At 61.5% G+C, this 23,037-nt stretch carries 20 protein-coding genes; all 20 read right to left on the reverse strand.

The window, feature by feature from the left end:
* Nucleotides 1–54: 54 nt before the first annotated feature.
* A complete protein-coding gene (locus AC1MEK_RS23270) occupies nt 55–438 on the reverse strand; it encodes a flagellar protein FlaG (protein ID WP_480398627.1) in 384 nt (127 codons plus the stop codon).
* Nucleotides 439–511: 73 nt separating this feature from the next.
* Nucleotides 512–1,360, reverse strand: coding sequence for a flagellin domain-containing protein (locus tag AC1MEK_RS23275; RefSeq protein ID WP_480398628.1), 849 nt, complete (start codon nt 1,358–1,360; stop codon nt 512–514).
* A 292-nt stretch (nt 1,361–1,652) separates the two neighbouring features.
* The gene (locus AC1MEK_RS23280; protein ID WP_480398629.1) at nt 1,653–2,504 is read right to left on the reverse strand and encodes a flagellin domain-containing protein; all 852 of its coding nucleotides are present in this window, start codon (nt 2,502–2,504) and stop codon (nt 1,653–1,655) included.
* A 308-nt stretch (nt 2,505–2,812) separates the two neighbouring features.
* Entirely contained in the window at nt 2,813–3,478 is a 666-nt protein-coding gene (locus AC1MEK_RS23285; RefSeq protein WP_480398630.1) for an LbetaH domain-containing protein, read from the reverse strand.
* Between the two features lie 22 nt (nt 3,479–3,500).
* On the reverse strand, nt 3,501–3,782 hold the full coding sequence (locus AC1MEK_RS23290; protein WP_480398631.1) for a hypothetical protein: 282 nt from the start codon (nt 3,780–3,782) through the stop codon (nt 3,501–3,503).
* Complete coding sequence (locus AC1MEK_RS23295; protein ID WP_480398632.1) at nt 3,779–5,074, reverse strand: motility associated factor glycosyltransferase family protein; 1,296 nt, start codon at nt 5,072–5,074, stop codon at nt 3,779–3,781. The genes AC1MEK_RS23290 and AC1MEK_RS23295 overlap by 4 nt, the downstream gene beginning before the upstream one ends.
* A gap of 80 nt (nt 5,075–5,154) precedes the next feature.
* On the reverse strand, nt 5,155–6,087 hold the full coding sequence (locus AC1MEK_RS23300) for a ketoacyl-ACP synthase III (protein WP_480398633.1): 933 nt from the start codon (nt 6,085–6,087) through the stop codon (nt 5,155–5,157).
* A 1,329-nt stretch (nt 6,088–7,416) separates the two neighbouring features.
* On the reverse strand, nt 7,417–8,469 hold the full coding sequence (gene pseI / locus AC1MEK_RS23305) for a pseudaminic acid synthase (protein ID WP_480398634.1): 1,053 nt from the start codon (nt 8,467–8,469) through the stop codon (nt 7,417–7,419).
* Nucleotides 8,462–9,964 (reverse strand): UDP-2,4-diacetamido-2,4,6-trideoxy-beta-L-altropyranose hydrolase, encoded by a 1,503-nt coding sequence (gene pseG, locus AC1MEK_RS23310; RefSeq protein WP_480398635.1) that lies wholly within the window; start codon nt 9,962–9,964, stop codon nt 8,462–8,464. Before pseG ends, pseI begins: the two co-directional genes overlap by 8 nt.
* Complete coding sequence (pseF, locus tag AC1MEK_RS23315; RefSeq protein WP_480398636.1) at nt 9,961–10,662, reverse strand: pseudaminic acid cytidylyltransferase; 702 nt, start codon at nt 10,660–10,662, stop codon at nt 9,961–9,963. The genes pseG and pseF overlap by 4 nt, the downstream gene beginning before the upstream one ends.
* On the reverse strand, nt 10,659–11,279 hold the full coding sequence (locus AC1MEK_RS23320; RefSeq protein WP_480398637.1) for a pseudaminic acid biosynthesis-associated methylase: 621 nt from the start codon (nt 11,277–11,279) through the stop codon (nt 10,659–10,661). The genes pseF and AC1MEK_RS23320 overlap by 4 nt, the downstream gene beginning before the upstream one ends.
* A gap of 12 nt (nt 11,280–11,291) precedes the next feature.
* Nucleotides 11,292–12,458, reverse strand: coding sequence for a UDP-4-amino-4,6-dideoxy-N-acetyl-beta-L-altrosamine transaminase (pseC, locus tag AC1MEK_RS23325; RefSeq protein ID WP_480398638.1), 1,167 nt, complete (start codon nt 12,456–12,458; stop codon nt 11,292–11,294).
* The gene (pseB, locus tag AC1MEK_RS23330) at nt 12,455–13,456 is read right to left on the reverse strand and encodes a UDP-N-acetylglucosamine 4,6-dehydratase (inverting) (protein WP_480398639.1); all 1,002 of its coding nucleotides are present in this window, start codon (nt 13,454–13,456) and stop codon (nt 12,455–12,457) included. Before pseB ends, pseC begins: the two co-directional genes overlap by 4 nt.
* A 24-nt stretch (nt 13,457–13,480) precedes the next feature.
* Nucleotides 13,481–16,414, reverse strand: coding sequence for a TIGR00180 family glycosyltransferase (locus AC1MEK_RS23335; RefSeq protein WP_480398640.1), 2,934 nt, complete (start codon nt 16,412–16,414; stop codon nt 13,481–13,483).
* Between the two features lie 71 nt (nt 16,415–16,485).
* Nucleotides 16,486–17,583, reverse strand: coding sequence for a class I SAM-dependent methyltransferase (locus AC1MEK_RS23340; RefSeq protein ID WP_480398641.1), 1,098 nt, complete (start codon nt 17,581–17,583; stop codon nt 16,486–16,488).
* Nucleotides 17,573–18,439 (reverse strand): NAD-dependent epimerase/dehydratase family protein, encoded by an 867-nt coding sequence (locus AC1MEK_RS23345; protein WP_480398642.1) that lies wholly within the window; start codon nt 18,437–18,439, stop codon nt 17,573–17,575. Before AC1MEK_RS23345 ends, AC1MEK_RS23340 begins: the two co-directional genes overlap by 11 nt.
* Nucleotides 18,436–19,671, reverse strand: a complete 1,236-nt coding sequence (locus tag AC1MEK_RS23350) for a methyltransferase domain-containing protein (protein ID WP_480398643.1) — start codon at nt 19,669–19,671, stop codon at nt 18,436–18,438. The genes AC1MEK_RS23345 and AC1MEK_RS23350 overlap by 4 nt, the downstream gene beginning before the upstream one ends.
* Entirely contained in the window at nt 19,668–20,228 is a 561-nt protein-coding gene (locus AC1MEK_RS23355; RefSeq protein ID WP_480398644.1) for a dTDP-4-dehydrorhamnose 3,5-epimerase family protein, read from the reverse strand. Before AC1MEK_RS23355 ends, AC1MEK_RS23350 begins: the two co-directional genes overlap by 4 nt.
* Entirely contained in the window at nt 20,225–21,298 is a 1,074-nt protein-coding gene (rfbG, locus tag AC1MEK_RS23360) for a CDP-glucose 4,6-dehydratase (RefSeq protein ID WP_480398689.1), read from the reverse strand. Before rfbG ends, AC1MEK_RS23355 begins: the two co-directional genes overlap by 4 nt.
* Nucleotides 21,289–22,062 (reverse strand): glucose-1-phosphate cytidylyltransferase, encoded by a 774-nt coding sequence (gene rfbF / locus AC1MEK_RS23365; RefSeq protein WP_480398690.1) that lies wholly within the window; start codon nt 22,060–22,062, stop codon nt 21,289–21,291. The genes rfbG and rfbF overlap by 10 nt, the downstream gene beginning before the upstream one ends.
* Nucleotides 22,063–23,037 lie beyond the last annotated feature (975 nt).

The following is a 23,037-nucleotide window of genomic DNA, read 5'->3' on the forward strand; positions in this document are numbered from 1 at the left end:
CGGACTTTTGACTGCGCAGTGGCTCAAAAGTACCGCGTTCACGTTTCATGCCACTTACACTTTTGCGTCGAACAACAGGCTGTGTGCGTTCTGCAGGCTGTCCGCGATTTTAAGCGCCTCTGCCGACGGCAACTGCCGCACGACCTCGCCGGTTTCACTGGCAATCACTTTCACGACGACCTTGCCCGAAGCCTCATCGATGGAGAACTCCAGATTGCGGCGCACCGACTGAACGAACTTCTCGATTTCCTGGACTGCAGCTTTCAATGCGTCTGGGTCACTTTTGGAATGGGAGTCTTTACTTGCATCCGTATCGGCCTTTGCAGTGTCTGCCACAGGCGCAACGGTTTGCTGAGGGGTGACAGCGGGCTTGTCCGCGACCGCGGGTACAGGTTGTACAGCAGCGTAAGACAGGTTCAGCTTGGCGGTCATGTCCATGTCCACTTACCTCTCAAAGTAAAAAGGCGGGAGAGTACGCAAGCACACTCCCCCGCCAAAACTCATTCCGATATTACTGAAGCAGTTTCAGTACAGCGGAAGGCAGTTGGTTAGCCTGGGCCAGAACAGCGGTGGAAGCCTGTTGCAGAGTCTGCTGCTTGGTCAGGTTGGCGGTTTCAGCTGCGAAGTCGGTGTCTTGTACACGGCCTTGTGCAGCAGTGGTGTTTTCCACGATGTTCTGCAGGTTCGAGATGGTGCTCGACAGACGGTTTTGAGCAGCACCCAGGTCGGCACGGGTGGTACCGATCTTGGCGATTGCAGCGTCGATCGCGGTGATAGCGTTGTCCACGCTAGCGGCGAAGGTGGCGCTGGTGCCGGAGATCGCGATGGTACCGCTGCCTGCGGACAGGGAAGCGGAGTCAAACTTGCTGCTCAGCACGATGTCGATGTGGTTGGCGGAACCGGTGTCTGCACCTACTTGCAGAGTCATGGTGCCAGCCGAACCGTCCAGCAGGTTCTTGCCGTTCAGGTTGGTCGAACCCGCGGTACGGTCCAGTTCCGACTGCATCTGAACGAATTCTTTTTGCAGAGCGTCACGGTCAGCCGAGCTGTTGGTACCGTTACGGGCCTGAACAGCCAGTTCACGCATACGTTGCAGGATGTTGGTCGATTCTTGCAGAGCGCCTTCAGCGGTCTGAGCGATCGAGATACCGTCGTTGGCGTTCTTGATAGCTACAGTCTGACCACGGATTTGCGAAGTTTCGCGAGTGGCGATCTGCAGACCAGCGGCGTCGTCTTTTGCGCTGTTGATTTTCAGGCCCGAGGACAGACGGGTCATGGAAGTCGACAGAGCGTCAGAAGCGCGGCTCAGGTTTTTCTGAACGGCCAGGGAAGTAGTGTTGGTAGCAACGGTTAAAGCCATGATGAATTCCTCGTTGGTTGGGTGCTGCGGCTATCCGGCCCTGGCAACCGCCGGGTGTGGCCTAGAGAACCTTCGTAATGTTTATCGTCGTATCTGCAAGGAGCTTTAGGGGCTTTTGAAAATTTTTTGCCACCAGAGCGCCACCCCTGCTTTTGACGGGGGATACACAGCGTTTCGGCGCACCTTGCGAAAGCTTTAATCACATCGTTAACCCGTTGATTACCAACGATTTGAATACCGTGCACGACCTGCGTCGTGCACGGCTTGTGCTGCAATTGCGGGTGGAAAATCGTTACTGGAGCAGCTTCAGGACCGCCGATGGCAGCTGATTGGCCTGTGCCAGGATGGCGGTCGAGGCTTGCTGGAGGGTTTGTTGTTTGGTGAGTTCAGCGGTTTCGGCGGCGAAGTCGACGTCCTGAACCCGGCCCCGTGCTGCTTCAGTGTTTTCCCGCATGCTTTGCAGGTTGGCGACCGTCGCCGTCAGTCTGTTCTGTGCAGCCCCTAGATCCGCCCGCGTGGAGGTCACCAGAGAGAGCGCGGCGTTGATAGCCGACATGGCGGTATCGGCATTGGTGTGCGCCTCATCGACAGTGGCGCCAGATAATGACAGCACCCCGGAATCAACGCCCAACGATACAGCATCGAACTTGTCGCTCAGCACCAATGTGATTCGATCTGCCGAAGTTGTCTCAGTGCCGATCTGCAACTCCATTGAGCCGGCAGTGCCATCCAGTAATGCGCGGCCATTGAGCTTGGTACTTTCTGCAATCCGAGTCAGTTCAGAACTCATCTTTATGAACTCAGCGTTCAATGCCTTGCGCTGCACAGAGCCGTTAGTATCATCACGCGCTTGAATAGCCAACTCTTTCATTCGAATGAGGATAGTAGCCTGTTGATCAAGAGCCCCTTCTGCTGCCTGCGCCATGGACACACCATTACTGGCATTTCTCAGGGCTACCGCTTGCCCTCGTATTTCACTGGTCATCATGGTCGCAATCTGCAAACCAGCGGCATCATCCTTAGCGCTATTGATGCGCAACCCCGATGACAGACGGCTCATGGACGTGCTGAGCGCATCGCTGGCTCGGTTGAGCTTGGTCTGGATAGACAGCGACGCAATATTGGTATTTACAGTCAAAGCCATTTTGAATTCCCTCGTTGATAGAAACGGCAGGTTTTCAAAAAGCGGGGAAGTCCATTTCTCCCGGAAAACCTACAGTTTCGTTATCGACGACCGCCCCTCTGGCTTTAACAACTTACCGGCATTCAAAGCCGCGCCATCACGACAACTGTAGGGGGATTAATTCGCTAACTCCTTAAAAAGACGAAACTTAAAAAAAACCAAAAAAAACGGCCCACTCGGGCCGTTGAAACTTATGACTGGCAAAATTCTGTAGGACTATTCCTTAACTATTCGACGATTGGAAATATCATGCGCTGCGTGCGGGAATTTCAGAGCCTGAAGAAATCCTCGATGATCCGTCGCTTCGCCGGTTTCTGGATCAACCCTCGCCCGCTGTCATTGAACGCAATGCAGCCGGGTGCGACATCCTGGTTGATCACGCTGACGCCCTGGGCGATAACGGCTTCTTTTCCAATGTGGCAGCCGCCGATCACCACCGCGTTGGGGTACAGCAGCACGCCCTCTTCCAGAACAGGCGCTACGCCGTGGTTTTTGCCCACGGTCACGTTCTGATGGACCATCAGGTAGTTGCCATAAGTCGCCTTGGCGAAAACGATGCCGGTGCTGTGGCCGATCAGAAAGATGTCCGGCATGGCAATTTCGTAGAACAGGTCCAGGCCGTTGAGCATCTTGTTGAGCAGAAACAACTTCGTGGGCACTTCCGTGTCGCCAGACTCGCGCCAGATGGTGTTGGCGAGAAAATACAGATAGTGGCAATACTGGGTGGAATGCAGGTAGTTGAACTGATCAGGTACCCATGCCTTGATCGCATTGGCACAACGCTGGGTACGTGCCAGCGCCTCGTCCAGATGCTGATCGATGACCGTGCGCACATGCCGGTCGCGCCCGTCGGGCAATGCCTGGGCGATCTGCCGGCAGGTGTAATCCAACAGCCCGTCACGGCCCAGTACAACGATGTCCAGCTTGCTGCTCATACCTGTAATCCGAAAAAAAGACTCATGGCGAAACCCGGTCTGCCGGGGGATTTTCCATCAGGGGTGCCAGTTCGTACTGCAGTGCGTCGGCGACACCCAGCCAGTCCTGCCGCTCCTGACAGTCCAGTATCGCACCCATGACCGTGGCCAGTTGGGCCTGCTCGATCTGGCTGCGTGCAGAAAAGAGCGAGACGGTCGCGTCCACGACATCCACCATGAGCAACGCCGCTTCGATGTCTCGCCCCAGTCGAAACAGCCGGGCGCAACGCTGGATGTCGTCAATATGAGCAATGGTCGCCATCATGCGAAGGTCCAGTCGGAGTCGAATCGGGTGCCCGCGATCAGTGCGCCGTCGCGGCTGGTGTTGAGGAATTCCACCTCGGGGTGCAGGGTGATATAGCGCTCAAGTTCGATCAAGTAGCTGCGGAAATTGAGCTGAGTCTTGACCTTGTTGCCGCGGCCATCGTGCACCCAGTGCCTGGCGATATTCATCTGCGGTCCCAGCTCGCCGTCCTGCCAGCCGGTGTGCGTCTTGTCGCCGGGAAAGGCGAAATCGGCGCCAAACAGGGTGATGCGCGCGGCGCCCATTTTCACGGCCAGGTCGATGGCCGGGTGAATGACGCTGCCCGCCACGAACAGCTCGGCCCTGGGGATGGCCTTGCGAATCTCGGCGTACATCGGGCTCGACGAATACCCCACGTAGCGCGGGCCCTGCCAGGCGCTGAGCAGTTCGGCGCTGAGCCTTGGCAGGTAGACCAGCGGCAGGCCTGCGCTGGCATCCGCGGGCAGGTGGCGCTGGGTGATGTTGTGATCGATGCTGACCACCAGGTCCGGGCGGATCCCTTCGCGGCTCAACGGCACCAGCGCCGTGTCGACGCAAATGAACAGGGGCCGTTCACTGGCCTGGTTCAGTTGCTTGAGGCGCGGCAAGTGCCGCTGCAGGCTGGGGCCAGTGGCGATCACGAAAACATCGCGACCGGGTTGTGTGCCGAACAGCTCACCAACATCGGTGTCACCCTGCAGCAGCGCCCTGCCCTGCTCCAGGTGAAGGATATTGTCGGGGTGCTGCGGCGAGAACTCGCGATTGTTGAAGCTCAGGTGAATCTCGCTCACCAGCCGGTCGCGAATCCGCGCGCTGGCGTCTTCGGCCAGCACCAGCTCGGCGGGCAGCGCGAAGAACGGCAGCTGGATTTCCGCCCGGGCATCGGCGTACGCCAGATGGACGCGAGGATCGCTCAGCCAGTCATCCTGCTCAAGCAGGCGCAGCACCAGGGCGAAGATCGCGCCGTTGAGGATATGTACGTGCAGGCTTTCAAGCGCAGACGACGTCAGCGCGACTCGCTGAAAGTCGCCCAGGCCGGTGCCGTACAGATGAACGCTCTGGCTGTCCGCGGGCAGGCTTGCGGCTTGCAGCTGCGCTTCGGCCACCCGGTCGTGACGACTGGTCAGCTGAATGCCGGCGATGCTCAGGGTCGAACCTTGGCCTTCGAGCAACTGCGCCGGCACGGCGTCGGCGTCTTCGCGCGACAGCCGCTGGGCGACATCGGGCCAGCGCTGTTCGAGGATCGCGAAGTTGCGCTGGAAAATCTCGCTCATGGCAGCGGTCCTTGGCAAACGTGAGGGATAAAAAAACGGCGACCTGAAGTTCAGTGTCGCCGTTTTGACTGACGCAGGGTTCAGGGACGATAAATGATCGCCGATCCCCACGACAAGCCTACGCCGAAGCCCGAAATGGCCACGCGTTTCCAGCTGGCGTTGGCCAGATGCTTTTCCAGCAGCAACGGGATGCTCGAAGAGACGGTGTTGCCGGTCTCGAGCATGTCCTTGACGAACTTCTCCGGGTTGCTGCCGTCTTCGAAGCGGCGCGCCACGGCGTCGACGATGGCGGCGCTGCCCTGGTGAATGCAGAACGCGTCGATATCGGACGACTGCAGGCCCGAGTCAGTGAGCAGTTCGTTCAGGTGCGCAGGCACCTTGACCAGCGCGAAATTGAACACCTGACGACCGTTCATGTAGAACTCGCCGTTGATGGTCTTGAGGAACTCGGCGCCCGAACCGTCGGTGCCGAACTTGGACTTGCCCAGCTGCCAGGCGGCGTCTTCACCCATCCAGGTGGCGGTGGCGGCATCGCCGAAGAGCATGGTGGTGTTGCGATCTTCGGGGCTGACGATCTTGGAATACGGGTCGGCGGTGATCAGCAGGCCGTTCTTCAGGCCCGCGGCTTCCATGAAGCCCTTGATCGCGTAGATGCCGTAAACGTAGCCCGAGCACCCGAGAGAAATGTCGAACGCGGCGACGTGGGTCGGCAGGCCCAGTTTGTGCTGAACGATGGCAGCGGTGTGCGGCAGGCCTTCTTCGTCACCGTTCTGGGTGACGACGATGACCACGTCGATCGCTTCACGGGACAGCTCGGGGTTGTTGGCGAACAGCTGGTTGGCGGCTTCGACGCACAGGTCGGAGGTTTCCTGTGTGTCGTCCTTGCGCGGCAGAAAAGCAGAACCGATCTTGCCAAGGATGAAATCTTCATCCTTCCCGAATTTGGCACCCTGCGCGTAATTGTCGACGCCGGCTGCAGGCACGTAACTCGCTATGCTTTTAATGCCAATCATCATGGCTTCCCAATTGAAAACTGCTGAACATCACCCGACGCCTTATGGGCGGGGCATTGAAATCCGGGGCTTGAGGCCGAAATAAATGGCAAATGCGAAGGCAGCGGGCTGTCCGGAATCGCTGTGGAATCAGCCTGATGCTTTCATTACCTGCAAGCACGATACATTGAAGATGCCCGTTATGACTCGCAGGTCACCAAAAGTTTTACAAGCTTTTAGCTGACCGGTCGGTGCTGTGCAAGGGTGAAATGCGTTTCGGACAGGGGATTGACATGATGGTGTCATGGGGGTGTGGGTCTGGGTTCTCGATGTTTTGACGCATCGCTCTGGTATCAGCGGGTGCGTTTGCGGTGGTCCTGCTGACCTTTGTTCTGGCTAACGCCAGAGCTGTTTCGACTTCGTCAAATCACGATCAAGAGCGCTCTTCCTAACGTCAGATCTGTTTCGACTTCGTCGAGTTACTTGGAAAAGACACCCAAGTAACCAAGGTGTCCTGCTCCTGGTTTGGCCCCTCCTTCGTCGGGGTACCCTCTCTCCGGCGATGTTCCGTGGGCCCGGCGCGAATGGGCCATCCATGGCCCCGCGCCTCGCGCGGCATCCTGCCGCTTGGCCCACTCCACATCGCCTCCGTTCGGCCTGCACCCAAGTCGCGTTTTGTGGTGTCTGGGCTATCGCGCATGAAGATCAAAAGCAAGAGCAAGAGCAAGAGCAAGAGCAAGATTGGGCTGGACGCGGTTTGCTCTTGATTCTGCCCGGAGGGCGTAGGAGCCCGGCTTGCCGGCGATCTGCCGGGAACCGGCAGCAAAACCTGTGCATGCGGTGTGTCTGACATGGCCAAGGTGTATGGATTTGCTGCCGCTGCGCGCCAGATCGCGAGCAAGCTTGCTCCCACGCCCTCCGGGCAGAATCAAAAGCAGATCGCACAACATCAGCCGTTGCCGTTGCCGTTGCCGTTGCCGTTGCCGTTGCCGTTGCCGTTGCCGTTGCCGTTGCCGTTGCCGTTGCTTTTGATCTTCGTGCGCAATTCTCACAAACACCAAAAAACGCGACTTGGGTGCAGGCTGAATGGAGGTCTCGTGGAGTGGGCCAAGCGGCAGGATGCCGCGCGAGGCGCGGGGCCATGGATGGCCCATTCGCGCCGGGCCCACGGAGCGGGACCGGAATGAAGGTAGTCCGACGAAGGAGGACCCAAACCAGGAGCAAGACCCCTTGGTTACTTGGGGGTCCTTTCCAAGTAACTCGACGAAGTCGAAACAGATCTGACGTTAGGAAGAGCGCTCTTGATCTTGATCTTGATCTTGACCTTGATCTCGATCAAACCCACACAAGTCACTCAACAACATCCCACTTCAACGCCGTCCCCCGCTTGACAGCAACCCGAGCCCGACGCCCGATCACCGCATCGATATGCTTGGGCGCCAACCCCAGGCCAGGTCGAATGGCCCGCACATTGTGCGGCGTAAAAACCTCCCCCGCCGCCATATCCCGGACCACATAAAGCGAACGCCGAAACACCAGCGACTTCTGCTCCGCCACCGTCGCGCCATAGCGCACCTGCCCCAGCCCCTGCCAGGCCCGCTCGGTCTCGACCACAAGGCTGGCCATCTCCGCAGGCTCCAGCGAAAAACTGGCATCCACACCACCGTCCGCCCGGTCCAGCGTGAAGTGCTTCTCGATCACCGTGGCCCCCATCGCCACCGCAGCCACCGACACCCCCACGCCCATGGTGTGATCGGACAGCCCCACCTGACAGCCAAACAGCTCGGCCAGATGCGGGATAGTCCGAATGTGACTGTTTGCAGGCGACGCCGGATAGGTACTGGTGCACTTGAGCAACACCAGGTCCTTGCACCCGGCCTCGCGCGCGGCACGCACGCTGTCGTCGAGTTCGGCAATGCTGGCCATGCCGGTGGAAATGATCATCGGCTTGCCGGTGGCGGCCACTTTGCGGATCAGCGGGATGTCAGTGTTTTCGAAACTGGCGATCTTGTACGCCGGTACGTCGAGGCTTTCGAGAAAGTCCACCGCCGTCTCATCGAACGGCGTGGAGAACGCCAGCATGCCCAACTCTTTCGCCCGCTCGAAAATCGGTGCGTGCCATTCCCAGGGTGTGTGGGCCTTCTCGTACAGCGAATACAGCGACGACCCCGCCCACAGGCTGTCCGGGTCCTTGATGAAGAACTCGCCCTCGCTGATGTCCAGGGTCATGGTCTCGGCGGTGTAGGTTTGCAGCTTGAGCGCGTGGGCGCCGGCCCTGGCGGCGGCTTCGACGATGCGCAGCGCCTGGTCCAGCGACTGGTTGTGGTTGCCGCTCATCTCGGCGATGACGAAAGGCGCCGCATCGGCGCCGATGGTTCTTGAACCGATCTTGAAGCTATTCATCGCGGATCACTCGCTGGTAATGCTGACCGGTCTTCGCATAACCGGCCTTGTGAAAAAGAGTCAGGGACGCTGCGTTCTCGGCCATGATCTGCGCGCTGATCAGGCGGACCTGCGGCCAGTGCCTGCGCACGAAGCGCTCGCCGCTGTCGAGCAGGGCCTGCCCCCAACCCACACCGGTCTGCCCCTCGAACAGATAGAGAGAGATCTCAGCCGTCTGCCCCTCAAGATCGTAGCGCAGCACACCGATCGGCTCCCGGGGCGTTTCGGCGATCAGGATCAGGCGCTGGGGGTCGGCCAGGCTGCGCGCCAGCCAGGCCACATGGCCGTCCCAGTCGATCAGATCCGCATTGAACGAGAAGCGCCGCACGTGGGCGGCATTGCGGCCTTCGAACAGCAGGCTTGCGTCCAGCTCGCTGGCCCGACGCAACTCCAGCAACGGCGCCATCAGGGCCACCGCCAGCCGCCGGGCGCCATTGCCATCGACCAGCGCGCGGGAATGCAGGGCGAAGCTGCGACGCAGTTCCTGATCGTCACGCAGCGCTGCGATGGCCAGTACCAGCCGCTGCGGGTCGAGGTTTTCATGAGCGCCCAGATACAGGTGCGCGCCCGCGTCCGCCATCAGCTGCGCATTGAGCTGCTGGTTGTTGGCCACCGAAATGCAGATCGTCGGCAACCCCAGCGCGGCGCGCTCCCAGGTCGTGCCGCCACCGGCGCCAATGAACAAATCGGCCTCGCGCATCAGGCCGATGAAATCGCTGACCAGCGTGTGCAACCGCCAGTTCGGATGCGACTGCGCAAGCTGGGTCATGGCGTCCCATTCGGGATTGTGCAGCCCGGCGACGAAGTCCACTTCGAGATCGTCAAAACCTTGCAGCGCCAACATCGTGGCGTGAACCTGTCGCGCCGCATCGAAGCCACCGAAGTTGACCAGCACCCGCTTGACCCGGGGTTTGATGGCGATGGCGTCGCAACGGAACTCGTCGCGCATCAGCGCAAAGTGCGGGCCGAGGAAGGTGCGGCAGCCGGCATCGACCCACTGCGCGTACGGCCGATCCTGCGCCTGGGCGCTGTAATTCTGGTCGAGCAGCACGTCCACGGCATGGGGCCGGTTGGCCAGATCGTCGATGGCCATCAAGCGCTCGGCGAACTGCCGCGCCGCCTGCTCCCAGCGCGCATCCAGGCCGTAATGATCGACGATCAGCCAGTCGAACCCAGATTCATCCTTCAACGCCAGTGCCAAAGCATCGATGTCGGCCCGCCACGGCAGGAATGCTTCGATATCGCCGCTGCTCTGCTCTTCGGCGTACCGCTCTGGCAGCCCGTGAGCGACGTAACCTTGATCCGCCAGCCGTTGCAGCAGATGCCCCGGCAGTTGCCGACAGGCGAACACCACCTCGGCGCATTCCTTGCGCAGCACCTCGGCCAGGGTCAGGCAGCGAGCGATGTGGCCGCTGCCGATAGCGATCGAAGCGTCGGCGCGAATCAGCACTCTCATGGCTCGAGTTCCCCGCCCGCCTTGAGCGCGGCGTAGAGGTACTCGGCACGCAGCCAGTCTTCCTCGGTGTCGATGTCCTGCACCAGATGCCGGGGCAGGATCACCGGCAGGCTCACCTGGGAAAACAGCATATCGCCGCGCAGCCAGGCCTCGCTGCGGCCCCAGTAGAATTGCCCGGCGTCCTGATAGGCCACGGGCAAGTCCTGGGAGCGCACGTTGCGGTATTCCGGGTGCATGGATTGCAGCGCGCCGCTGTCGTCGATCAACAGCGCGCGCTGAATCGGAAAGCCGAAATTGCACACCGAAAACGCATAGGATTTGTCAGGCGCGGCTTCGAGCAATCGCAGGCCCTGGCGCAGAAAGCGTGCTTGCAGCAGAGGCGCGGTAGCGTAGATGCAGCAGGTGTAATCGAAGCGCTGCTCCAGCGCGCCGATGGCATGTTCGATCACCTTGGCGGTGCCGGTGTAGGCGTCGGCCAGTTCCGCCGGGCGCATGAATGGCACCTGCGCGCCATGGGCACGGGCGACCTCGGCGATTTCCGGGTCATCGGTGCTGACCACCACCGCATCGAACACGCCAGCGGCCAGCGCGGTGCGGATGGAGCCTGCGATCATCGGCTCGCCGTTGAACAGCTTCAGGTTCTTGCGGGCAATCCGCTGGCTGCCACCGCGGGCCGGGATGATCGCCACGGCGCTCACGGGCGTTTTTCCAGGAGGAACCAGGTGATGTCGTCCACCGGGAATTGCGGGTCGCGGTGGTAGCCGAAACCGTAGTCCAGCAGTTGCAGGTCAGGGAAACGGTCGAGCATCTCGCCAGCGAAATCGCGCTTGAACAGCTTGCCGCTGTTGCCGCGATAGGCGACCTCGACCGGCGAGCGATTGTAGTACTCGGCGATCAGCACATAGCGTGAGCTCAGGTGATAGAGCTGATCGTAGGCCTGGCTCAGCAGCTCGGGGGCCAGGTGAATCAGCACGCCCTTGCTCAGCGTCAGTTCGAACTGGCGCTCGCGGGGAAAATCGAACAGCGAGCCGTGCCAGACCTGCGCAATTTCAAGTGCCTGGGCCTGTGCATGGGCCATAGCGTTGATCTCCACGCCCGCCAGTTCACACGCCGGCAGCAATTGACGCAGCGCCAGCAGGTTGTTGCCGGTGTTGGTGCCCAGCTCAATCAGCGAGGCCAGCGGCTGGGTCCGGCCCAGGGCCTTGGTGAACAACGCCAGGTTGGCCGCGATCAGCGCTTGGCCCTGATTGCGTCCCACGTACTGGTCGCCGAAGTCGCCTTGCCAGAATTGTTCCTGTTCAGTCAGTTCGCGCATGGTGCCTATCCATCAATCCGGTTCGATCAGCAGCCCCTTGAGCTGCTCGATCACGAAGTCTTGTTGCTCGAAGGTCAGGGCCGGAAACAGCGGCAGGCTGATGGCCTGGGCGTAGTAGGCCTCGGCCTCGGGGAAGTCGCCGGGGATGAATCCCAGCTCCCGGTAGTAGGGCTGCAGGTGCACCGGAATGTAGTGCACGTTGACCCCGATCCCCGCCGCGCGCAAGCCTTCGAAGACCTCGCGGTGGCTCAACGTCAAGCGCGGGGTGTGCAAGCGCACCACATAAAGATGCCAGGCCGATTCGGCCTCGGCCTGCGGCGTTGGCAAATCCAGCGGCAGGTCCGCCAGCAACTGCTGATAACGCGCCGCCAGCTCACGACGACGGGCGAGAAAGCCATCGAGCTTGTCCAGTTGGGAAAGCCCCAGCGCCGCCTGCATGTCAGTGATGCGGTAATTGAAGCCCAGTTCGACCTGCTGGTAAAACCAGGGGCCGTGGCTGGGTTCGGTCATCTGCGCCGGGTCGCGGGTCATGCCATGGCTGCGCAGCCGCCGCAGGCGCTCGGCCAGTTCCGGGCGATTGGTCAACACCAGCCCGCCCTCGCCGGTGGTGACGATCTTCACCGGGTGGAAACTGAACACGGTCATGTCGGCGAATGCGCCGCAGCCCACCGGCCGCCCGGCATAACGCGCGCCGACGGCATGGGAAGCGTCTTCGATGACGATGAAGCCGTAGGCCTTGGCCAGCTCGGCAATCGCCCGCATGTCACAGCTCTGCCCGGAAAATGCCACCGCCACCAACACCTTGGGCAGCTTGCCGACGCGTTCGGCCGCCCGCAGCTTGTGCTCCAGCGCCTTGACGTCGAGGTTCCAGGTCAGCGGGTCGATGTCGACGAAATCGACCTCGGCGCCGCAGTAGCGCCCACAATTGGCCGAGGCCAGAAAGGTGTTGGGGCTGGTCCACAGCGCATCGCCCTCCCCCAGCCCGGCCGCCAGACAGGCGATGTGCAGCGCCGCCGTGGCATTGCTCACGGCAACGCCAAAAGCCGCTTCACAGCGCTCGGCCATCGCCGCTTCGAAGCGCTCGATGGTCGGGCCCTGGGTCAACCAGTCCGATTTCAACACCTCGACCACAGCGTCGATATCGGCCTGATCCAGGCTCTGTCGACCGTAAGGAATCATGGCTTGATATCTGCGTGCAGGTCACCGATCTGCTTGACCGACATGAAGTCCGGGTTGGTGTCGGAGCGGTACTCGAAGTCATCGGCCACCGGACGGCCCTTGGCGCCTGTGGCATCGATGGCGAAATCGGTGTCGACGTTATTGAAGCGGATCGACGGCACGATGGTGTAGTGATCGTCGAATTCCAGGGTCATGCGCGCGTCATCCTGCGGCACCATCAGCTCGTGCAGTTTCTCGCCCGGACGAATGCCCACCAGCTTGTGCGGCAGATCGGCGGCCATGGCCTGGGCCAGGTCGACGATGCGCACCGACGGAATCTTCGGCACGAACACTTCGCCGCCGTGCATGCGTTCGAAACTCTGCATGACGAAATCCACGCCGTGATCCAGGGTGATCCAGAACCGCGTCATGCGCGGGTCGGTGATCGGCAGCTCCTTGGCGCCGCTGGCGATCAACTTGTTGAAGAACGGCACGATCGAACCGCGCGAGCCGGCCACGTTGCCGTAGCGCACCACGGCAAAGCGGGTCTGCTCTTCGCCGCCGATGTTGTTGGCGGCCACGAACAGTTTATCCGACAGCAACTTGGTCGCGCCGTACAGGTTGATCGGGCTGGCCGCCTTGTCGGTGGACAGCGCCACCACCTTCTTCACCCCATTGGCAATGGCCGCCGCGATGATGTTCTCGGCGCCGTTGACGTTGGTGCGAATGAACTCGGTCGGGTTGTACTCCGCCGCAGGCACGTGCTTGAGCGCTGCGGCATGGACCACGTAGTCGATGCCGCGCATGCCCTGCACCAGGCGGTCGGCGTCACGCACGTCGCCCAGGAAATAGCGCATGCAGGGCGCGTTGAATTCCTGCTGCATTTCGTACTGCTTGAGCTCGTCGCGGGAGAACACCACGACCCGCCGCGGCTGATAGCGCGCCAGCAGCGTGCGGATGAACTGGCGACCGAACGAGCCGGTCGCCCCCGAGATGAACACTGATTTGCCGTTGAACATGACGGTGTCCTTTACCTTTACCGGCTACGCCAGCCATTGCTGCCAGATGGAGCCATTGGCAGCGCCCAGTGTGTACGCTTCACCGCTGCTGGAAAGATTGGCGCTATAGGCCGGGTCCTGAGCGAAGGTAGCGGCCCATTTTTCGCGCAGAGCCGCCAAGGCGACCGGGTCGTGCGCCAGGGTGCCCGGGTGCTGGATGTGGACCAGCGGTGCCCACACGATCAGGTGTCCGGTCTGCCCGATTTTCAGGCTCAGGTCGACATCGGCGAACGCGTGAGCGAAGTGCTCTTCATCCAGCCCGCCGACGCTGTCGAAAAGCGATTTGCGCACCATCATGCAAGTACCCGAAACCGCCGAGAGATTCTGCTCCAGGCAGGCGCGGGACATGTAGCCGCCCTCGTTCTTGTCCAGGCCGGTGAACGGCGTCGCCACGCCACCCTCGAACCCCAGAATCAGGCCGGCCTGCGTGACTTTGCCCGCCTCATCTATGAGTTTGGCGCCCACCGCACCCACTTCCGGACGCAGCCCCTGATTGAGCAACGAGCCAATCCAGTTCGGGCTGATCACCTGACTGTCGCCCGCCAGAAGCACCAGATACTCGCCACGCGCCTGTGCGGCAACCGAGTTGAGCAAGGCGTTCTGCGCCAGCCCGTCGCGGTTGGCGATCACACGAACCTTGCTCAACGTGTTGCTCTGCTGGCTCAGCCATTGAGTGATGGCCGACTCCTGCTCGGGCGCAACGGTCAGCAGTACTTCATAAAGCGGGTAACGGGTCCGCTGAACGATGCTGGTGACGCAGTTCTGCAAGGCGTTGACCGAATGAACACCGTGCACAACGATCGAGACCGTAGGGCGCTCGCTGTGGCAATAGTCGATCTGATAAGTGCCAGGCTGCGCCGAACTCACCAGTGCCTTGTAGCCGCGATTGCCCAGATGACGGATCAGGGCCAGCCGTTCGTGTTCGTTTTCCTGTGGTTTGCTGGCGTCACACACCAGCAGCGGTTCGTCCATGTGTGCAAGGTCGCTCATGCCGCCCTGCTCGATGATGCGCAGCAGCAGGTCGAACTCCAGCGCATCGGAGAAATCGGCCGAGTAGCCGCCCACGTCCAGCAACACTTCGCGACGCACCAGCCAGTGGCGAGCCATCAATGCCGGTACGCTCAGCAGCAGGTCCAGGTTGAAGCCGGGGCGAAGAACGTGTTCCAGCGCCGCTGATTCGTTCTGTTGAATCTCGTCGACAGACACCGCACGGATCCCGGGCGCCGATTGCAGCTCAAGGCTGGCGCGCAGCAGGCCACCGGGGGTGAACACATCGCCGACCTGGGCCAGCAGGACCCAGTCGCATGAGGTCTGGCGAACCATCTGGTTGAGCTTGTCGACCCAGTTGCCCTTGCTCACCTTCACGAAGTGCAGGGTGTTGTTGACCACTGTGGCCGCGGGGGGCTCGCCCGTGGTGAAAATCACCACCTTGAAAGCCTTGCAATGGCCCTCGACCAAGCTGTCGAGTGTCACTTGCAAGCGCTTCATGTCGTCGTCCAGATTCAGCAGGAACAAACCGAATTGCGGGCTCACCCCGGCCTGGGCCAGACGCTGGTTCAAGGCGCTGCTCTGGGCCGCACTCGGGCTGCGGGCATCCAGCCATTTGAGCAGGCGACCGGACGGCATGGCCTCGAAGGTCTTGCGATGATCGTATTCAGGTGCACTGGCCAGACGTGCAGACCAGGCGTTGATCATCTGCACATCCTCCTCGTTCGATTCAGCGCGCGTGCCCAGTGCCTCAGCCAGCGCATTGACCACTTCGCGGTTGAACGGATTGAGTTCCATGGCCTGCCACAGACGGTTCAAGACCGTTTCCGGCACATCGTTGGGGTGAAGCTGCATCAGGGCCTGCTGTTTGACCCATACGCCCTCAAGCTCCCACAACTGCTTGCGGCCTGTGGGCATGGCATGTTGCAAGAACTCGTATTCACTCAGCAGATCGAAAAAGCCCTGGTTGTAGAACGGCATCTCGACGTACTGGTTCGGCCCGAAGACACGGGTAGGCCCGCCTTCGGGCGAGTTCCAGACCGACTCGAAGAGCGGCTCCAGGGTCAGCGACCGGCGCTTGGACAATCCCTGCCCCATGGCGTCGAACGCATCGAGGGCAAACTGTTTGCGCAGCTGGGGGTCGGTCTGGGTCAGCTGCGAAGGCAGCCCCCCCAGAAACTCGGCAAACGCCTCGCGCTCGGCCACGGTCTTGGGGTCCAGGTGGCCGAGCTTGTCGAGCACGTTGGTCTTGTGATCCGAGGACACAACCCCCGTCTCACGCACCACATACGGCACCGGCAATACTCGGGCCTTTGCCTGGGACAGCATGAAGAACACGTGGCCGATTTCCATCCACTCAAAGCCGCGATCGGACATGACTTCGAAGAAGCTGCGCAACAGATGGGTGCGGGTCACTGCGTAGAACGGCGGCAGATACTGGCCCATGTACGAGAGCACGCGGTCTTCTGCGCACTCATCGTCGTAGTCTTCGCGCACTTTCTTGTCCCGGCGCAGGTACCGTACGCCACTGCCCTCAGTGACGTACATCAGGCAGTAACCATGGCAAAAACCATAGTCAGGATGCGCTTGCAGGAAGGCGACCGAGTCACGAAGGGCCGCATGCACCATGAAATCGTCGTCGGAGGCCATCACCGTATACGGCGTCTGGACGAGGGTCATGCCGTAGGCCACTTTGGTCTGGAAACTCCAGTAGCCGTACTCCGGCACATGGCGATAATCCACCGACGGCAGCGTGGTTTCCGCACTTTCCAGCGGGCTGGCGGAAGAGTCCAGCACCAGCACGCGGCATTGCAGGGCGCTGTAAAACGCCAACGCACGGCGCAGGTAAACCGGCCGGTTGTGGCTGAGCAACACCACCGTCAGCAGATCTTGCAGAGGGGCCGAAACGTCCAGACCATTATTGGTTTTCATCACTTGCTCCTGACACTGATGAGCAGCCCGACTCATGCGAGCGCTGCGAATACTTGAAAAACGCCCACCGATCAGCCAAGGCTCAACGCCGCGCCGGAGGAAAGAAACAGGGCGTCGTCGACCACGTGATAGACACACTGGCCACCGGTCATCTCGCGGATCTCCTCGAGATAATTGGAATTCATCACGAACAGCTGGATACCCGCCGGCCATTGCCCCATGGCCTGCTCTGGCGATGACACCCGAACGCCACTGAGCGGCAGGTAGCGCCCCTGTTTGAGTGGGTTGATATCCACCAGGTAATCGACATCGATCCCCAGGCGCTGCAAAAACAGCGAGAAGATCACCCCTTTGGATGAGCCGCCCCAGATCGCCACACCCTGTTGCGGCGACGCCTTGATCAGTTCAACCGCCCGCGCCAGGCTGGCGTCGAAACCGTCAGGCAGACGCACGGGCGTCCATGGACCGGTGGGTGTCAGGCGCAGGCTGGCCAGATCGGCCACCACGTACAAAAACTGCCCATTGAACAGATGCCCGGACTCAAGGACCGTACCGAACAGCCGGTGCAGGTCCTCAAGACGGAAATAGTTGACGTGTTCATAGAACAGATCGAACCAGGCGCGGTGCTCCAGAATCCAGTCCAGGCAAGGCACTTCGATGTAGATCTGCCCGCCACCGTTGGCCTTCGCGATCTCATGCAGGAACACCACAGGATCGGGGATGTGCTCCAGCACGTGGCGAAGAATCACCGCATCGCCCGAAATCCCGAGCGCCGGGCTGAAGGCATCCTTGATCACGGCCGGATTGTCGCCTTCGTACGCAGGATCGACCCCGGTAACCGCGTAGCCCATGTCGCCGAGCATCTCCAGGAAATAGCCCTTGCCACAGCCGACTTCGATCAGCTGCTTGCCGGCAAAATGTCGGGCCAGAATCCGCTCGACAGCCTCAAGATGCTGACGGAACACCGCCGAGTGCGCCTGCTCATTCTGGTAATTGCTGTCGTACACCAGCTTGTCCGGGTCGAACGCCTGGTTGTAGACAAGGCCGGTTGCGTCGTCCTGCACCAGGATGACGTCGGCCGCCGTCGACTCCCGGGCCGATTGTGCATCGCAGAAGGTCCGGTTCTGCAACACAGGCATGCCCATTGCCCTGTACAACTCACGCGCCATGATCTGCCCCTGTCAAACGCTGCAATCGATTGTTGATGCCCCAGAACGCCATCGGCTCATGGGGCGAATAGTGGTAGTGGCCAAGGTTGAGCCTGATCGACACACCGCGCTGGCGCAGGTAGTCCTCGACCAGCCCGCGCACCGAAACCGGCTGGCCGCTGCTGCAGTTGAAAATGCCCTCACAGTCGCGGTGTTCAACCAGCGTGGCCAGGTAATGCGCCGCCTGCACCACTGGGAGATAGTCACGCAGCTGATCGCCCGGGGACATGTCGAATTGAGTGGCACCCGACGCCAGGGCCCGATCGAGACTGGCCAACAGGCTGTTGGGGCTCTGCCCTTCGCCGTGCAGGTAAAACAGCCGCGCCCATTGCAGGGTGAACGGCTCGATGCGGCTCAGGGCTTCGAGAAACAGGCGCAGGGTGTTCTTCGCCAGGCCATAAGGATTGGTCGGTTGCGCCGGCGTCGATTCACTCAATGGCCCACTTTGCAGGCCGTATTCGAAACAGGTCCCGGTCACCAGCACCTGCTTGACGCCGCTTTGCACTACTGCCTTGATGAAGGCGTAGTCGGCAGGCAGGTTGCGCTCGAAGTGGAACAGTTCCGCGTAATTGGGCAAGCCGCGCCAGGCCAGGTGCACCAGGGCATCGACACCCGCGCTCAGCGCGCCGACGTCGGTGCCCGGGTGATGGATGTCGGCGGCGACGAATTCGACCTCGGCGAACCAGTCCATGCCACGCGCCTTGTCCAGGTCGCGCGCCACGGCCCGCACGGCAAAGCCTCGCGCCAGCAGTGTTCGGACCACGTGCCGACCGATAAAACCGGTGGCACCGGTCACCAGTACTTTTCGTGCGCTCACAGGAAAGTCAACTCCGGTACGGCGATCACGAAGCGCCCGCCCCAGCTGTGGACGTGGCTCTGCTGCTCGCCGATCTCCTTGAGCAGGTTCCACGGCAACACCAGCACGTAATCCGGCTTCTCGGCGGCAATGCGCTCAGGCGAGACCACTTCGATGCGGCTGCCCGGCAAAAACTTGCCTTGCTTGTGTGGGTTGGCATCGGCGACCCAGGCCAGCAGGTCGGATTTGACCCCGGCGTAGTTGAGCAGGGTGTTGCCCTTGGCAGCAGCGCCATAGCCCACCACGCGCTTGCCTTCGGCGCGGGCCTTGAGCAGGAAGCTCAGCAACTGGTGCTTGATGCGCTCTGCGGCCGGGGCCAGCGAGGCATAGAATTCGGGCGTCTTCACTCCAGCGTCGAGTTCAGCCTGCAACTGCTGGGCGACCGCCGCTTGCACGGGCCGGACACCGGGTTGCGCAGCACTGCCGCGCTGCACGAAGACCCGCAGCGAGCCGCCGTGGGTGTTGAGCTGTTGCACGTCGAAAATCTGTAGGCCGTTGCGCTCGCACAGGGTCTGCACCGCAGTCAGCGACAGGTAGGAATAGTGTTCGTGGTACAGCGTGTCGAACTGCTGCCCGGCGATCAGCGCCAGCAGTTGCGGGAATTCGAAGGTCGCCACGCCCGTGGGTTTGAGCAGGGTCGCGAATCCGCGCAAGAAGTCGTTGATGTCCGGCACATGGGCCAGCACGTTGTTGGCGGCCATCAGGTCGGCTGACCAGCCCTCCTCGACCAGCCCTTGCGCAGTGCCTTCGCCGAAGAACACTTCGCGGATCTCCAGGCCTTTTTCCCGCGCGGCCTGAGCGGTGCTGCGGGTCGGCTCGATGCCCAGGCAGCCGATGCCACGACGGGCCACGTACTGCAGCAGGTAACCGTCGTTGGCAGCGATCTCCACCACTCGGCTGTCAGGGGTCAGGCCGAAGCGCTCGACCATCTCGCCCACGTACTGCTCGGCGTGAGCCAGCCAGGAACTGGAGAACGAGCTGAAGTAGGCATAGTCGGCGTCGAACAGGCTTTCGGCGCTGGTGTAGTCATCGGTCTGCACCAGCCAGCACTGCTCGCACACGTCGACCTTGAGCGGCACCCACTGTTCGGCCTGAGTCAGTTGCTCGGCGCGCAGGTAGGCATTGGACGGTGGCGCGGTGCCCAGATCGATCAGCGGCAGCGAAAGCTTCGCGCCACAACCACGGCAGTTCATAAACGCACTCCAGCAAAAGTCGAGTCCAGCATTGGGTGGCCGGCGTCACGGGCCGACAGATTCTTGACAGGCAACGGCCACGGGATGTCCAGCCGCGGGTCCAGCGCCGACAAACCGGCTTCATGCTCGGCCGAATAATCGGCGCTGTGCAGGTACAAAAGCTCGGCATCGTCGGTCAGGGCCTGGAAGCCATGGGCGAACCCGGCAGGAATCAACAGACTGCGCCCGTCGCCCGCTTCCAGACGCTCGGCATGCCATTGCAAAAAGGTTGCCGACTCCGGGTTCAGGTCCACCGCCACATCCCACACCGCGCCGCGCAGGCAGGTGATCAGCTTGGCCTCGGGGGCCTGGGCCTTCTGGTAATGCATGCCGCGCACCGTGCCACGCTCGGTGGTGCGGGAGTGGTTAATCTGGCGGATATGAAAGGTCTGGCCGAACGCCGCGAGGCTGCCCTCGCAGAACAGCCGCGAGAATTGCCCGCGCGGATCGGCATGGCGACGGTGCTGAACGCTGAACAGCCCCTTGAGCGGCAAGGCGCGCAGTTGCATGTCGATCATGTGCGCTCCGTGTACAGGCTCAGTTGCGCGAGGGTGAACTCGCGCATGTCCTGGCCGGCCTTCCAGGCCAGGTGCCAGTCCAGGGTGTTTTTCAGGCACTGGGCCAGCGACCAGCGCGCCTGCCAGCCGAGCAATTGCCGCGCGCGGCTACTGTCCAGACGCAACAGGCCGGCTTCGTGCAACTCGCTGGTTTCAACGCGCAAGCCCGCCGCGTCCGGCCAATGGCTGGCCAGGGTCGAGACCACTTCGCCCACGGTGCACATGTCGCTGTCACCGGGACCAAAGTTCCAGGCGCCGGCCAATGCCGGGCCCTGGTTATAGAGCCCTTGCGCCAGCAGCAGATAGCCTGCCAGCGGCTCCAGCGCGTGCTGCCAGGGGCGCACGGCCTGAGGGTAACGCAGGGTCACCGGCTCGCCGGCCGACCAGGCCTTGAGCACGTCGGGGATCAAGCGGTCGGCGGCAAAGTCGCCGCCACCCAGCACGTTGCCAGCGCGGGCCGTGGCGATGGCCAGGCCGTGCTCGGCGTACTTGTCGGGATGAAAGAAGGATGCGGCATAGGATTGCGCCAGCAGTTCGCAGCAGGCCTTGCTGCTGCTGTACGGGTCATGCCCCCCCAGTGGCTCGTTCTCGCGATAGGGCCACAGCCACTCCTGGTTGGCGTACACCTTGTCGGTGGTCACCAGCACACAGGCGCGCACGCAACCGACCTGACGGATCGCCTCCAGCAGGTTGAGCGTGCCCATCACGTTGCTCGAATAGGTCCCCAGCGGGTCACGATAGCCTTCGCGCACCAGCGGCTGGGCGGCCAGATGCAGGACGATCTCGGGCTCGACGTCGGCCAGCACTTCGAGCAACGCGCCCAGGTCACGCAGGTCGCCACGACGATCGTCGATACCTTGCGCCACTCGCGCCAGCTGGAACAGGCTCGGCTCGGTGCCGGGGTCCAGCGCAAAGCCTGTGACCCGCGCGCCCATGCTTCCCAGCCACAGGGCCAGCCAACTGCCCTTGAACCCGGTGTGCCCGGTCAGCAGGACACGCTTGCCCTGCCAGAACGCGGGGTTCAGTTCCACTGCTTCCACGGCGCCTGTCCTTTCTGCCAAAGGTCTTCCAACTGGGTTTTGTCGCGCAGCGTATCCATAGGCTGCCAAAAGCCATCGTGTTGAAAAGCGCGCAGTTGATCATCGGCTGCCAGTCGTGCCAGCGGTTCGGACTCCCACGGCGTGCTATCGCCATCAAGGTAGCGCATCACTTTCGGTGACAGGACGAAGAAGCCTCCGTTGATCCAGCCACCGTCTCCGCGGGGCTTCTCGGTGAAACCCAGGACGCGGTCACCATCGCGATCCAGCGCGCCGTAGCGGCCAGGGGGCTGCACAGCGGTAACCGTGGCCAGCCGGCCATGGCTGCGATGAAAGTCGACCAGCGCGCCGATATTCAGATCCGACACGCCGTCGCCGTAGGTAAAACAGAAGGCTTCCTGATCTTCCACATAGTGTCGCGCACGCAGCAACCGCCCGCCGGTCAAGGTTTCCTCACCGGTATCGATCAGCGTCACCCGCCATGGCTCGCTGTAGTTCTGATGAACATCCATGCGATTGGCGCGCATATCGAAGGTGACGTCGGAGGTGTGCAGGAAGTAGTTGGCGAAGAAATCCTTGATCGCGTAACCCTTGTAGCCCAGGCAGATCACGAAGTCGTGAATGCCGTGGGCCGAGTACTGCTTCATGATGTGCCAGAGAATTGGCTTTCCACCGATCTCGATCATCGGCTTGGGTTTCAGATGCGACTCTTCGCTGATCCGGGTCCCGAGACCGCCCGCCAGAATTACTGCTTTCACTGCACTTCCCCTCATGTTCCGTTCAGGGCTCAAGCTGGCGCTCTTCGCGCTTCGCGGGCCGTCTGATCCAACCGCTGAAACCGCTGTCGTGCGTTGTCGGGCGATGCCCGGAATGCACGATTTATGGCGATATGAAGGGGGACTTGCAGGAAGCGCGCCAGTTTGGCGGCGGCGGGTTTGTGGCGATGGGGCGCGGTTTCATGAGGTGGTGAGGCTTGGCTGTTCTGACTTCGTCGAATCACGATCAAGAGCGTTCTTCCTAACGTCAGACCTGTTTCGACTTCGTCGAGTTACTTGGAGGGACCTGCGTTCGGCCTGCACCCAAGTCGCGATTTGTATCGTCTGACCTATCGCGCATGAAGATCAAGAGCCAAATCAAGAGCGGGTGGTGAACTTCACCCCGTAGCAGCCGAGCTTGCTCGCGGGTCGCTCTCAAGATTGCTCCCGCCGGCAAGCCGTGCTGCTACGTCGGGATGGAGTGTTTTCAAGATCCGGTTCACCCCCAAACCCGTAGCAGTCCGGCTTGCCGGCGTTCTGGCGCGAAGCGGCAGTAAAATCAGGCGGCTCGGTTGTATCAGGCACACCGCATTCATCGGATTTGCTGCCGCTTCGCGCCAGAACGCCGGCAAGCCGGACTGCTACGGGGACGCGGTGTTCTCAAAAACGGACGCTGATCTCAATGCGGGAGGGAGCGAAGCTCGCGATGCTCTTGATCTGGCTCTTGATCTGGCTCTTGATCTGGCGCTTGATCTTCATGCGCGATATTTCAGACACCGCAAAACGCGACTTGGGTGCAGGCCTCATTCCGGTCTCGCGCAGTGGGCCAAGCCGCAGGATGCAGCGCGAGGCGCGGGACCGGAATGAAGGTAGTCTGACGAAGTCAGACCCAAACCAGGAGCAGAAGGACTTGGTTACTTGGTCCCTTCAAGTAGCTCGACGAAGTCGAAACGCTTCTGCCGTTAGGCAGAACTAACG

Source organism: Pseudomonas sp. 2 (assembly GCF_056627435.1).

Bases quoted from the DNA above. Each gene is read 5' to 3' on its own strand.
- AC1MEK_RS23270 (WP_480398627.1), bottom strand. From the start codon at position 438: ATGGACATGACCGCCAAGCTGAACCTGTCTTACGCTGCTGTACAACCT.
- AC1MEK_RS23275 (WP_480398628.1), bottom strand. From the start codon at position 1,360: ATGGCTTTAACCGTTGCTACCAACACTACTTCCCTGGCCGTTCAGAAA.
- AC1MEK_RS23280 (WP_480398629.1), bottom strand. From the start codon at position 2,504: ATGGCTTTGACTGTAAATACCAATATTGCGTCGCTGTCTATCCAGACC.
- AC1MEK_RS23285 (WP_480398630.1), bottom strand. From the start codon at position 3,478: ATGAGCAGCAAGCTGGACATCGTTGTACTGGGCCGTGACGGGCTGTTG.
- AC1MEK_RS23290 (WP_480398631.1), bottom strand. From the start codon at position 3,782: ATGATGGCGACCATTGCTCATATTGACGACATCCAGCGTTGCGCCCGG.
- AC1MEK_RS23295 (WP_480398632.1), bottom strand. From the start codon at position 5,074: ATGAGCGAGATTTTCCAGCGCAACTTCGCGATCCTCGAACAGCGCTGG.
- AC1MEK_RS23300 (WP_480398633.1), bottom strand. From the start codon at position 6,087: ATGATTGGCATTAAAAGCATAGCGAGTTACGTGCCTGCAGCCGGCGTC.
- pseI (WP_480398634.1), bottom strand. From the start codon at position 8,469: ATGAATAGCTTCAAGATCGGTTCAAGAACCATCGGCGCCGATGCGGCG.
- pseG (WP_480398635.1), bottom strand. From the start codon at position 9,964: ATGAGAGTGCTGATTCGCGCCGACGCTTCGATCGCTATCGGCAGCGGC.
- AC1MEK_RS23320 (WP_480398637.1), bottom strand. From the start codon at position 11,279: ATGCGCGAACTGACTGAACAGGAACAATTCTGGCAAGGCGACTTCGGC.
- pseC (WP_480398638.1), bottom strand. From the start codon at position 12,458: ATGATTCCTTACGGTCGACAGAGCCTGGATCAGGCCGATATCGACGCT.
- pseB (WP_480398639.1), bottom strand. From the start codon at position 13,456: ATGTTCAACGGCAAATCAGTGTTCATCTCGGGGGCGACCGGCTCGTTC.
- AC1MEK_RS23335 (WP_480398640.1), bottom strand. From the start codon at position 16,414: ATGAAAACCAATAATGGTCTGGACGTTTCGGCCCCTCTGCAAGATCTG.
- AC1MEK_RS23340 (WP_480398641.1), bottom strand. From the start codon at position 17,583: ATGGCGCGTGAGTTGTACAGGGCAATGGGCATGCCTGTGTTGCAGAAC.
- AC1MEK_RS23350 (WP_480398643.1), bottom strand. From the start codon at position 19,671: ATGAACTGCCGTGGTTGTGGCGCGAAGCTTTCGCTGCCGCTGATCGAT.
- AC1MEK_RS23355 (WP_480398644.1), bottom strand. From the start codon at position 20,228: ATGATCGACATGCAACTGCGCGCCTTGCCGCTCAAGGGGCTGTTCAGC.